The sequence below is a fragment of the Peribacillus sp. TE19612 genome (assembly GCF_056279465.1).
This window is the reverse complement of sequence record NZ_JBWCCL010000003.1, coordinates 48,941-60,714: the sequence shown is the minus strand read 5'-3', so window position 1 is coordinate 60,714 and position 11,774 is coordinate 48,941. Positions and strand designations below refer to the sequence as shown.

The 11,774-nt window shown below is 39.0% G+C and carries 12 protein-coding genes; 2 read left to right on the top strand and 10 right to left on the bottom strand.

The window, feature by feature from the left end:
- Positions 1-54: 54 nt before the first annotated feature.
- Genes ACZ9AO_RS06230 through ACZ9AO_RS06220 form a run of 3 tightly spaced genes read right to left on the bottom strand, consistent with a single transcriptional unit; the run spans position 55 to position 3,112 of the window.
- Positions 55-258: a hypothetical protein gene (locus ACZ9AO_RS06230; RefSeq protein ID WP_251435278.1), complete on the bottom strand. Its 204-nt coding sequence runs from the start codon at positions 256-258 to the stop codon at positions 55-57.
- Positions 259-272: 14 nt separating this feature from the next.
- Positions 273-1,493 carry a Ger(x)C family spore germination protein gene (locus tag ACZ9AO_RS06225; protein WP_476108690.1) on the bottom strand — a complete coding sequence of 407 codons (1,221 nt, stop codon included), beginning with the start codon at positions 1,491-1,493 and terminating at the stop codon, positions 273-275.
- A gap of 26 nt (positions 1,494-1,519) precedes the next feature.
- Positions 1,520-3,112 carry a spore germination protein gene (locus ACZ9AO_RS06220; RefSeq protein ID WP_476108689.1) on the bottom strand — a complete coding sequence of 531 codons (1,593 nt, stop codon included), beginning with the start codon at positions 3,110-3,112 and terminating at the stop codon, positions 1,520-1,522.
- 366 nt (positions 3,113-3,478) lie between these two features.
- Between ACZ9AO_RS06220 and ACZ9AO_RS06215 the strand changes: the two genes are divergently transcribed.
- Positions 3,479-5,545 carry a Na+/H+ antiporter gene (locus ACZ9AO_RS06215; protein ID WP_251541059.1) on the top strand — a complete coding sequence of 689 codons (2,067 nt, stop codon included), beginning with the start codon at positions 3,479-3,481 and terminating at the stop codon, positions 5,543-5,545.
- Between the two features lie 88 nt (positions 5,546-5,633).
- The gene (locus ACZ9AO_RS06210) at positions 5,634-5,846 is read left to right on the top strand and encodes a hypothetical protein (RefSeq protein WP_476108688.1); all 213 of its coding nucleotides are present in this window, start codon (positions 5,634-5,636) and stop codon (positions 5,844-5,846) included.
- A 73-nt stretch (positions 5,847-5,919) separates the two neighbouring features.
- Here the strand turns inward: ACZ9AO_RS06210 and ACZ9AO_RS06205 are convergent, their stop codons facing one another.
- The 7 genes from ACZ9AO_RS06205 to ACZ9AO_RS06175 form a co-directional block, all read right to left on the bottom strand.
- Complete coding sequence (locus ACZ9AO_RS06205; protein WP_476108687.1) at positions 5,920-6,234, bottom strand: hypothetical protein; 315 nt, start codon at positions 6,232-6,234, stop codon at positions 5,920-5,922.
- Between the two features lie 126 nt (positions 6,235-6,360).
- Positions 6,361-6,771: a DUF3021 domain-containing protein gene (locus ACZ9AO_RS06200; RefSeq protein WP_476108686.1), complete on the bottom strand. Its 411-nt coding sequence runs from the start codon at positions 6,769-6,771 to the stop codon at positions 6,361-6,363.
- Positions 6,771-7,226: a LytTR family DNA-binding domain-containing protein gene (locus ACZ9AO_RS06195; RefSeq protein WP_476108685.1), complete on the bottom strand. Its 456-nt coding sequence runs from the start codon at positions 7,224-7,226 to the stop codon at positions 6,771-6,773. The genes ACZ9AO_RS06200 and ACZ9AO_RS06195 overlap by 1 nt, the downstream gene beginning before the upstream one ends.
- Before the next feature lie 198 nt (positions 7,227-7,424).
- Positions 7,425-7,910: a PaaI family thioesterase gene (locus ACZ9AO_RS06190; RefSeq protein WP_063577300.1), complete on the bottom strand. Its 486-nt coding sequence runs from the start codon at positions 7,908-7,910 to the stop codon at positions 7,425-7,427.
- A 318-nt stretch (positions 7,911-8,228) separates the two neighbouring features.
- Positions 8,229-10,019, bottom strand: a complete 1,791-nt coding sequence (locus ACZ9AO_RS06185) for a glycosyltransferase family protein (protein ID WP_251541052.1) — start codon at positions 10,017-10,019, stop codon at positions 8,229-8,231.
- Positions 10,020-10,054: 35 nt separating this feature from the next.
- Positions 10,055-10,378 (bottom strand): hypothetical protein, encoded by a 324-nt coding sequence (locus ACZ9AO_RS06180; protein WP_476108684.1) that lies wholly within the window; start codon positions 10,376-10,378, stop codon positions 10,055-10,057.
- 20 nt (positions 10,379-10,398) lie between these two features.
- Complete coding sequence (locus tag ACZ9AO_RS06175) at positions 10,399-11,583, bottom strand: glycosyltransferase family 4 protein (RefSeq protein ID WP_476108683.1); 1,185 nt, start codon at positions 11,581-11,583, stop codon at positions 10,399-10,401.
- Between the last annotated feature and the right edge of the window lie 191 nt (positions 11,584-11,774).

Here is an 11,774-nt window from a genome sequence, read left to right as displayed (position 1 = left end):
CATCTGCTTCCTCCTTTCTGTCATAATTTGAAATCACGCAACCCACTGATAGACTCACTTTTCCATAAACTCTCCAAATGGCCTGAAAAAAGCTTCGATCCATTGAGTGGGTCCTGACATCTGCGGGAGATTGAACATGGACAGAACCAGGCCAGTGAGAAGCAGTGTAAGAAATGCCATTTTATCTTTTTTAGGGTTTTGTTTCATTTTCGGCCATTCAAACAAAATGATTAGAGTTACGATCACGGTTGTACACATAAAGGCCCCCCATCTCACTTGTCCTTCACCTCTTTATCAGACAAACCCGCCGGTTTGTTTATATAGCCCTGTCTTCGAATATGGGCCGCAACATCGACTTCCACTTCCATTTCCGCGAATATCTCATCCCAGTGGTTATCGACCTTATTAAACTGTTTAGGATATTTCCGATAGAAATCTTTACCTAACCCTAAAATGTCCGCTTTCTTATGCTGAGTATTCAGAAAAGCCATCTCGATGCGTTTTTCTATATCTTTTTGATATGCTCGTTCTGCAGCTTTTAAAGACTTAGGATTTGAAAGGTTTAAATTCGTTCCATTTTGTATAACAGATCCATCTGTTTTTACCTTCACCAACAATTTCCATTTTTCATTGATAATTTGCGGAATGATCTTGACTTTGGCTGACACTGGACTTAAAGATATCTTCCCTTTCACCCCTTTGGGTTTTATGGTCACGGTATATGATTCCACTTCATCCCTTAACCACAATAGCCCTCTTGTTTCTTTTTCCGTCATCATCCCAGTCATTTTATCTTTTTTGAACACGGCTGTTCCGACAATGTAAGGAATTCCCTGTAATTTCGTTTGCCCTTTCCCTGGTGGTAAAATTTTAACAAATGGAAGTGCGGCAGCTTGAGGTATACCCGTTAACATTTCATCTAAATCCTGTAGTGTGACCAGCATCCCAATATGTAAATCAGATAGTTCTCTAAGCACTTCCCCTGAATAGTTTTCCAGGGGTGGCAAAGATTCAAGGATAGGCTTTGCTTTCCCTTTGCTGACATACACATTTGCTTTCTCTCTTGGCTGCGGATGGCGCAGCAAAAAATCCAGCTGCTCTTGAATTCCTTCCTTCGCTAACTTTTCACCGAATACAAATATTTTACAATGTCCCCAAAATACTTTTCGCGGAAGCTTGCTTTGAAGCTTAGACAATGCATCTGAAATATTGGAGCCTTTTTCATATCTCACCAATGTCGTAACCGCACCCCCTCCTGGACTGGTCCCTCCTCCTTGACCGCCGCCTCCACTACTTATTGAACTGGGAATAAAGACTTGGACGGATAGTTCTATTTGATTATTATCCTTCTTATCGATGGCGGCTGCTGTGACAATCGCCAAATCAGTGATTTCTATTCGATCCCAACAACCGCTTAGAAAAGGGGTTGTTCCACTAATACCGAGCAAAAGAAGGACGCTTTTCATGAAATGACGCCTCTTTACTTTCTCCAATATCTTTGTTCTCCTCCAACCATTATTCACTCCGTTTCACTTCCCCTTTTTGAATTTGGTCCCTGTTCCGGCGCTTGACGGTATACATTAGAATCGCCTGTAAGGCGCGGGCGTGTATCCATCTTCCACCAAGGAGCCCGCCACAGCACATCTTTCAGCTCTTGACCTTTTAACGGTGCCAGTGGAGTTAAGTAGGGAACGCCGAAGGAACGCAAGCTGCATAAGTGTATGACTATGGCAATGATCCCCATCATGATACCAAGCAGTCCTAATGTACCGGCAAGCAGCATCATTGGAAAACGCAGCATCCGGAAAGCAATTCCGGCAATATAACGAGGCATCATAAAAGAAGCGATTCCCGTAATCGCAACTACAATGACCATTGGCGCTGAAACCAACCCCGCTTGTACGGAAGCTTGACCAATCACTAGCGCTCCAACAATGCTGACAGCAGAACCTACCTGCTTCGGCAATCGAACCCCTGCCTCTCTTAGTGCTTCAAAGGTAATTTCCATAGCCAATGCCTCTACTATTGCAGGAAAAGGGACCGCTTCCCGTGATGCCGCGCTGCTTAGCAGGAGTGCGGTTGGGACCGCCTCATGATGGAACGTCAAAATAGCAACATATAGGGACGGAAGCAAAAGAGATAATCCCATAAAAAAATAACGTAACCAACGGATAAAAGTGCCTGCCAAAAAACGTTGAGCATAATCCTCTTGTGATTGAATCAAAGAAAAGAAGGATATTGGTGCAATTAAAGTAAAAGGGGTTCCTTCTACAAGAATGACTGCCCGTCCCTCCAGCAAGCAAGAACAGGCTACATCCGGCCGTTCTGTCGTCATGATTTGAGGGAAAGGTGAATACGGATTGTCCTCAATCATTTCCTCGATATACTCGCTTTCTAAAATACCGTCTATTTTAATTCGTTCCAACCGAGTTGTAATCTCTTCAATCAGTGTTTTATCCGCAAGTCCATCAATATAAGCAATCGAAACATTCGTCCTGGTATAAGTTCCGATCTTCATCGATTGTATTTTAAGGGCAGGACTTTTAATAATACGTCGCAATTGGGACGTATTTACCTCTAGAGATTCAATAAATCCCTCTCGTGACCCCCTAACTCCTCCCTCTGCCATAGGTTCTTCAATCGCCCGCTTTTCCCATTTGGACAATCCTAAAGAAAATCCATCGCTTTCCCCTTCATATAGAAGGATCGGGTTTCCAGTGGAAATCGATTCAATGCAATCCGCCAACATATTCACTTTTACCACTTTAGGAACGGGCATTTTATGTTCAATAAACTCATTTAATGGCTGTGGCTCTTTTGATGACTCTTGCATGAGTGGAGATAGAACATATTGCTCTATCGCCTCGATGTCTGAGAGTCCCGCAATGTAAATAAGCATGGCTCTCGTCTTTCCGAAAAGTAAGAACGAACGGAACATGACATCCGAGCAATTATCATAAACAGAACGAAGTGTTTCTACATTTCGGCTGAAATTCACATCAAGTGCATCTGCAGGCTTAGAATCTTGGTAATTTTTTTGAATCAGGGATTTTTTCCCTTTCGTTTTTCTTAACAATTTGCCCACATTACGAATCAATCTGAATACCCCCATTTTTTTGCAGGTCGCTCTAACTCCATTTTTCTATGTTTCTTCATTAAGGGTATTTTATACAGGAAATCCTGTTTCCGACATGAACTAATTTTCATGGAAAAGCTATGTTATAAGTTGGTTTGAATAAACCGTAAACTCTTGTGATATCCTGTTTGTAATTAATAACTAAGGGGTATATCAAAAACCGAGGCTATATATTAGTCGAAAACACTGTCTATGGCTAAGTATTGTTTTTTGAATAAGCTACACAGGACCATAAAGTAGGGGTTACTTTTAAAAGGATGGATATTGCTTTATAAACACCTCTGTTTTTTTATACATTGCATGGGCAATCAGACTAAAACATTAGAAGATAAGGGAGATTCTATGTCATTCTTAATCACATTGCTCGGATTATTGGTGTCCACAATAATCGCTACAATATTAAATGCTATATGGCCTCGTATCCCACTTCCGATATATCAGATATCCATGGGAGCAGTGTTCTCATTATTACCATTTCAATTATCATTTGATTTTCATTCAGAATTATTTATGATCTGTGTCATTGCTCCGCTGCTTTTTACAGAAGGAAAAAATACGTCTCGTAAAGAAATGCTTGAATTGCGTAAGCCTATTCTGTTATTAGCCTTTGGGTTAGTATTTGTGACGGTTTTTGCAGGAGGCTTTTTCATCCACTGGTTAATACCTGATATGCCGATGGCTGTGGCTTTTGCTTTAGCAGCAACAATTACCCCTACGGATGCGGTAGCGGTACAATCGATTACAAAAGGATTGAAATTGCCTGGAAACATGATGCCCATCCTTGAGGGTGAATCACTTTTCAATGATGCTGCTGGAATCGTCGCTTTTAAAGTTGCCCTGGCAGCTGCCTTAACTGGAGTGTTTTCTATAAAAGATGCATCGCTTAATTTTATATTTGTAGCTTTAGGCGGTATCTTTATAGGGATCCTATTGGGCTATTTAATCGTTAAATTACGATTATTTTTACGGGTTCATGGACTTGAAGAAATCCCAATGTCTATTGTCATTGAACTAATTACGCCTTTTGCCATCTATATGGTAGCTGAAGAATTCCATGTTTCCGGAATCTTGGCAGTGGTTGCTGCAGGTGTCATTCATGGCATCGAGCGGGATCGCCTTCAGAGTTCCACGACTAAATTGCAAATTGTATCAACTAATACATGGTCTGTATTAGGTTATGTCTTGAATGGACTTGTATTTGCTTTGTTAGGATTTATGTTGCCGAGTGTTTATCAGGAAATTGAGTCCAACTTAAATAGGGGCATTCTTTTTGGGATAAGTGTCTTGATCGTTCTTTTATTATTGGTGATCCGTTTTATATGGGTATACATCCTGCATGATACTTTTACGAAAAACAGAGTGAATCCATTAGAGCAATTCATTATGTCCAGGGTTCATCCAGAAGATAGCAATGACACCGATGAGGAGAATGTTTCAAGATCCCGATTTGCATTTTTGACATCCGTTTGCGGCATTCATGGAACCATTACATTAGCTACAGCTTTATCCATACCATATTTCATGCGGGATGACACTTTATTCCCGATGCGTAATACAGTCTTGTTCATCGCAGCTTGCGTAATATTGTTAAGCGTCACCTTGGCTACGGTTCTCTTGCCACTACTGGTAAAGACACCGACTGAATTCAAAGATGAGCGGCTAACCTCTGAGGAGGCTTATAAAATTGTTTTAAATAAAACGATCAATCAGCTGAGCAAAGAAACAACCATCGAAAATCAGAAAGCGGTCCATCAAGTAATGGAAGATTTGAATGAACAACTGATAGATTTGGAACGGGGAATAACGAATCGGCCGGATAATCGGACAATACGCGATTTAGTGGAGCTGGGAGCCAATAAGGAATTGGAAGTCGTTTCTGGATTAGTCGAAAAAGGGACTATATCTGAAACAGCCTTTGAACTATATAAAGTGTATCTTTCAAGAACCTCGAATTATATGCAAAAATCCTCCATGAAAAGGGCTTGGATCAATTTGCAGGCCATTCTTTTCAAGAAAAAAATCAATGTCAAATGGGATAAGAAATGGAAAGCGAAATTAGAGAACTCCATCGTTAAAAATGCGGACCTGATCAGGGAGTTCCGTAAAGCACAAAAAGAAGCTTCCAAGGAAGCCATTTTATTGATCAAACAACAAACTGCACCTGAAAACCGCCATGAAGTCATGCTTGTCATCCAAAGATATAATCGTTATTTGAATCCGTTCGGAACATTAAGTGAAAAAGAAGCAAAACGCTTTGAAGAGATGGTGAGTCAATTTCAGTTGAATGCGATGCAAATCGAACGTGATATCATTGCGCAAATGGTTGAAGATGAGCAAATATCCATACAAACAGCAACCGAGCTTAGACAAAACTTAATCTATGATGAAATGATAATGATACAAAATTGATAAAATATTAAGAGACTCCGATGCAACAGGAAACGGTGTCTCTTTATTTACATTCCAAAGCAAGGATGAATACCTCAGGAAAAATGAAATGACCGTAGATCGAGCAGGTATAAGGGCTTTCGTCGAAATTCCAGACGATTCACGGCATCTGTTCCCGTTATTCTTTATTGCCCTCACAATGGAGTTAAATCACAGTTTTGCAGCTTTTACAATTGAACCTAACTCAGTTAATACAAGTGTCATGAAGCTGGCTGGTCAATACAACGAACTCTTCCATGAATTCAAGATACACCCTACATAACAAAGGTAAAAGGCATGTTCGTTTCTGTGTATCACGAGTATTTGCTCCAAACTCACGAGTATTCGCTCCAAACTCACAAGTAAGCGCCAAATTCACGAGTATTCGCTCCAAACTCACAAGTATTCGCTCCAAATTCACGAGTAATTGCACCAAACTCACGAGTATTTGCACCAAACTCACGAGTATTTACACCAAATTCACGAGTAATTACACCAAATTCACGAGTATTCGCTCCAAACTCACGATTAAAAGCACCAAACTCACGAGTATTCGCTCCAAACTCACGAGTATTCGCTCCAAATTCACGAGTATTCGCTCCAAACTCACGAGTATTCACTCCAAACTCACGAGTATTCGCTCCAAACTCACGAGTAAGCGCCAAATTCACGAGTATTTGCTCCAAACTCGCCAGTAAAAGCCCAAACTCACGAGTATTCGCTCCAGACTCGCCAGTAAAAGCCGAATGCCCCCTTCCAATTTAATCTGATTGATCAATCCTCTGTGTCGATCCTTCTCAATCCCTTCTTTTATCAATTCTTTCATTCAATATTTTCACTTGGAAGCGAAAGTAGAGATAGAATGCGGTCCAGATGATCATATAGAATGGTATGAAAATCCCAATTCCTATAGCTAATCCTTTTAAGCTAAAGGGTATCCAACCAACAAAGAAAGATAATAGGAAGTAAAGAATGCTGACAGTAAGGAAGTGAAGAATGGTTTGAGATAACAAACTCCATTTTTCATTTTCAAAGAAGATTGTTGCCGTGCTGAAGAACCAGCCACATAATATGCAGCCTATCGCATTTTTTACAAATATTCCACTGTCTAATGAACCCCCAAAAGCGATCACTCCTAAACATGTCAGCACCATCACGAGTGCTCCAAAACAAATTCCAACAAAGCTACGGAATAATAGTGTTTTCATCATAATCCCTTCCTTTTCCATTGAAATGCTTTCTTGATCCCTTGAACATAATGCCGGGAAACATATTCTTTTTCCCCTGATCGGAAGTACACACATAAGGTCCCGTTGAAAGATGCCTCGAATCTGCTTAACTCATCTAAGTTGGCAATCACTGACTTGGACAATCGCACGAATTGATTACCTGGAAGGTCCCTTTCCAGTTCATATAACCTTTCTGTCATTTCGAAAATCCCCTGTTTCGTCCGCACCATTATGGAATCTTGCTCTGTGAACAAACAGATGATTTCTTCTGCCCGGAAAACATGCTGCATTTCTCCTTTTCTGCCGACAAAATACGGTCTTTTCCTCTCCTTCAAGCGTTCCATCAATTCCTGCACTTCCTCATTCCATTCATGATTGCGGATAAGCACCTCTATCGCCTTGATCTCCTCATCTATCTCTACGTTTATTTTCATCTATGCGACCTCCCTTTGCTTATAATGTAAGTATATTAATATCTTAATATTTGGCTTGTAATTTCCAGCTACATGCCACTTTATTACGATAACATGCTTGAAATGGATACTCAGATACACTAAATAACCGTCCAAATAATTGGACGGCCCTTGATAGTACATCTAATTCCGAATTCGATGCGTTTACATTAATTAAGATCACTCTTTACTTGTAAAAGTACTTGGCATCACCACAGCGATTACCTCTCCACGGGCGCAAAGTTTATCGAGTGCAAATACCTCTGTTTCAATTCTCCATTTTTTAGGATGAATTTCATGAATCGTCCCAACGGCCATTAATGGCACATCATTTGGGGTTGGCTTTACGAACTCCACATTCAGTGACGCAGTCACGAACCTGGGTGGTTCAACTCCATCTCCAACTTCATGACCGTTTTTACGGTGTAAAGCCAATGCAGCGGAACCTGTTCCGTGACAATCAATTAAAGAGGCAATCAAGCCGCCATAAACAAATCCTGGAATTGCAATATGCTCTGGACGTGGTGTATAGATAGTCCTTGTTTGCTCGTCTTGCCAACCTGTTCGAAAATGATGACCATCTTTGTTCAAGCGACCGCATCCATAACACCATGCAAATGCATCCGGATAATCATCTTGAATCGCTTTTAGCACATTCTCCTCCATCATCTCTCCCCCTTTTTCAGAATATTATAACACCATTAAAGAATAAGGGGTCTATTTGGATACATGCTGAAAGGTTAGTTTTTTGAAATTCCATGAATCTTTATTGAGGGTACTACCAAGTTTTATTTTCATAGAATAGTAACCTGAGGCAGCTTTAATCGAAAAAAAGTTTGTAAGAATCCCTGCTCCTTTACTCCATATAATTGACAAATGCCCCTGTAAGCCAGAAGCATTCAGGAGCTTTCCTTTGACTGATATAGAGTTAAGAAGTGTCTTCCATTGCATTGTCTACCATTCTATTGCAAGTTTACCTTCTTATTAAAAGTTAAGCCTTTTTCTTAAATCCCAATACTTGAATGTCATTTTACCCATTTTCGACTTCGAAAGTGAATCATATTTACGTCCAATTGCTTGATTTTGTTTTTCTAGCTTAGTAATTTGTTTAAGTTGAACTGTGTTCAGTTTTTTTAATTGCTTTACTTCTTTAGCTAATTCTTTATTTTTCCCTTTCATATCATATTTTTCTTTATCAACAATTGCCCGTTCTTTGATTGAAATCTCCACATCTTTTGGTTTTAGTTTAGGATTGCCAAAGGTTTCAAATCCTATCGTTTTTAAATAGGGGATGTTATTTTGAAAATTTTGTTCAAAGGTTCCATACCTTTTATGGATGTGGAGAAATGTATAACATCCAGCTTTTTCTGCTGAAATGATTTGACCATACCCAGACAGTTTAAACAGTTTTTCGACTCGTTTTATTTCTTCAGGTATGTTTTTGACAATATAGGTGAAAACTTCGTCAACATTAAACTCCGCAGGCAATATTTTCACTTTATTTAATGATGTATGCCTAATCAGTTCATCAAAGTCCGCTTCATCAATATAAAACATATTCGCACTTTCATTCACATAATCGGTAATGCGCTTGCTCCATAATGGTCCTTGCAGTTTTTTTATTGCTTCTGAAAATAAAAACTGCCTGCTAACTTGATACATTCGTTGTGCCGCAAACTCATATATATCCTTATTACATAATGCTAATTTGACAGCGTCACGGAAATCCTTCTCTGTAACAGCATATAACGGGTAATCTTCGCCAAAAAGCTTCATATGCATTTTGGTTGGATTCATTATTACAGCCTTTCTTAAAATCCCATACTCCAATAGCTTTGTAGACAGTTCCAGACTGCTGTCCATTTCCTCACTTCTCCAGGTTATCCCAATATCACTGTTCACGATTAATTGTTGGGCATTCTCCCTTGTCAAAGCACCGTACCATGTAAGCCCATCCGTATTTTTAAGGAGGTATGCCGCTTCTTCCTTAAACTGAGAATCATCTTTAACCCATTTGAATTTATCCCCCGCCACATCAAGTGATAGATTCGGGATCTCACGTTTTAATTCTTTAAAAGCAGTAATAATAGGAATGGTCTTCCAATCCGGGTCGAATTTCCCTGTATATACAAGTTTGTTTTTTAACCGGGTCTGCCCTTCCGCTGATTCAACGTTTGGTATCATCGGGGTAAGCAGGGAAACTTTGTTTTTTTCTTTATTCAAATTAAGGATCTCAATGACAAATTCGCACATCTCTTCTGTTTGACATAAGAAATACGCACACTGATCATATATATTTTTGATGCTCTCGAATTTTTCTTCATTAACATCCTGACCTATGTGAGTCAATCCTGTAGCATAAACTAATGTATTCTTTATGATTTGCTTATGCTTTGCGATTTTTTCAACAGTCTCAATGCTTCTAACAAATAGCCAATCATAGTCATTTTGACTCCAATAATGAGAAATGAGCATTTCTGCTACATCGAAATCAATGACTCCTTTTTTTACCCATTCATCACCGGCGGCATTAAAAAAAGGATCGACAAAAGGATTGAGAATGGTTATATTATCAAATTTCTCAAGTGGCTGAAGTAAGATATCACGTTTGACCGGGCTAGCTAAAAGTAAATCAACTTCGATGTTGGAATCTAACGCAATGGTCGATGCTAAGGAAGATAAAAATACTGCAGATCCATCCATTGAATTCATGTCAATAAAGCCAAATAGAAGTACCTTCATTTTTCTGTTTTCAACTAGTTCATGTGAATTCAAAGTTTTCACTCCAATGACTGAAATCTGATATGAATTTATTTCTTTATTTGTTCTTTAATAGATGATTTAAGCGCAAGATATTTTAATGTGAATTTCCCTGCATATGTAACGTTGAATTTATGTTCTAACAACTTAAGTCTTCGTATTTCTTTGTTAAGCTTAATATTTTCGATTTGGGCCATCTTACTTTTTTCTACTTCTTCTCGCAGCCTATTATTTTCTTTTGTAACGTTCTCAATGGTTTTTTGTTTTTCCATGCCATTGCTCTCTATGAGCTCCAATGTCATGCACATCATGTCTTTCATTTGTAATTCGAGTTCCTCATACATCGTTTTCCAATATTCGTTTCGTTCTTCCATATTGAAAAAACTCCCCTCCATTAACCTTGGATGATCTCCAATTCTCTTTTTATAACAACATCTACAGCGCATTTTTCCCGAATCGACTGAGAAGCTTGTTTTGACACTCTTAAAAATACGTCCGAGTTGTAATATAAGCGCTCTATTGCATCGGCAATATCGGTAGGAGACTCAGGTTTTGTTAGAAGGCCAGAAACGTCATGTTTAACAAATTCCGGAATTGCCGTAATATCTGTTGAAATCGGCACTAGTCCGCTCGACATTGCCTCACACATGGAAACCCCTTGAGAATCCAAACGGGTCGGGCAAAGGAAAATTCCATACTCCTTATGTAATGCAGCGATTTTCTCCTGAGATAGGAAACCTTTATGAATCGTTACATTCTCAAAATCCCGGATTGGCTCAACGGTTTGATCGAACAATTTTCCATCGCCATAAAATGCAAATTCCAACTTATCGAAGTATGGTCGCTTCGATAGTTCCAGCACTGCTTTCACCGATAGGTCATTGGCGTATTTTCGTGAAGCGTATGGCCTGATTGAAAGGACTTTTGTCCGCATTTCAGCTGGCTTTTCAATAAAGGTAAACAGATTGTCATCTATGACATTAGGAATGATTATTGAATTTTTCGATTCTGCTCTTGCATCACATTCCGCTATATGCTCTTTGAACCATTTGGAAATATGAACAAAGGTTGTATCCAATTCATTCGTTTGATAAAACCAATTCATAAAAGAAAGCTGTGATACATAATAGTCGTCCGACATTTCAAGTATCTTCCTCAAGCTTTCAGGGCTTTCAAGAAAATTAAACCATCTTCTATGCCATGCCTCCGTTTCAAATCCATGTATCCAGGTTATAATCGGTAAATCCATGTTCGTTTCTTTTATCGCTTGTACCATTTTTGGATTAACAAAATGAATGAGCGCTTTTTTATGTATTTTATGATTTAAGAAAATGCGCAAATGCTGTTCAGTTCCTCGATAAACAGGCACATCTTCATACGTATACTTTTCCGCTTTTTTATAGGCAGGATGCAAAACAAAGACATCCACCTTCAAACCCTCATCCAGATAAGCCTTGACTCTTCGGTGGATAAACCCATTCCGATATAGCTGATCTTCATGTGGATAAGCATTCGTAATGATCACATATCTATCTTTTTCACTAAATGTAAGCTCATATAGATTTATAGATTCCTTCATTTTTGTTCACTCCTACTATTCAGTCATCTTCAATCAGCCTGCTACTTATCTGTAAATGAAGGATTTTTAAAAGACCCTTTTCCAACCACTTTTAAAACCGTCAATCGATTATAACAAACATGTATTACTGAATATTGACATCAATGTGAGAATTCTGTAAATAAAAGTAAAGTTTTCATGAAATTTTATAT

Coding starts and splice junctions, on each gene's coding strand:
- ACZ9AO_RS06195 (WP_476108685.1), bottom strand. CDS start 7,226: ATGAAAATAAACGTAGAGATAGATGAGGAGATCAAGGCGATAGAGGTG.
- ACZ9AO_RS06190 (WP_063577300.1), bottom strand. CDS start 7,910: ATGGAGGAGAATGTGCTAAAAGCGATTCAAGATGATTATCCGGATGCA.
- ACZ9AO_RS06210 (WP_476108688.1), top strand. CDS start 5,634: ATGACCGTAGATCGAGCAGGTATAAGGGCTTTCGTCGAAATTCCAGAC.
- ACZ9AO_RS06220 (WP_476108689.1), bottom strand. CDS start 3,112: ATGGGGGTATTCAGATTGATTCGTAATGTGGGCAAATTGTTAAGAAAA.
- ACZ9AO_RS06200 (WP_476108686.1), bottom strand. CDS start 6,771: ATGAAAACACTATTATTCCGTAGCTTTGTTGGAATTTGTTTTGGAGCA.
- ACZ9AO_RS06215 (WP_251541059.1), top strand. CDS start 3,479: ATGTCATTCTTAATCACATTGCTCGGATTATTGGTGTCCACAATAATC.
- ACZ9AO_RS06230 (WP_251435278.1), bottom strand. CDS start 258: ATGTGTACAACCGTGATCGTAACTCTAATCATTTTGTTTGAATGGCCG.
- ACZ9AO_RS06175 (WP_476108683.1), bottom strand. CDS start 11,583: ATGAAGGAATCTATAAATCTATATGAGCTTACATTTAGTGAAAAAGAT.
- ACZ9AO_RS06180 (WP_476108684.1), bottom strand. CDS start 10,378: ATGGAAGAACGAAACGAATATTGGAAAACGATGTATGAGGAACTCGAA.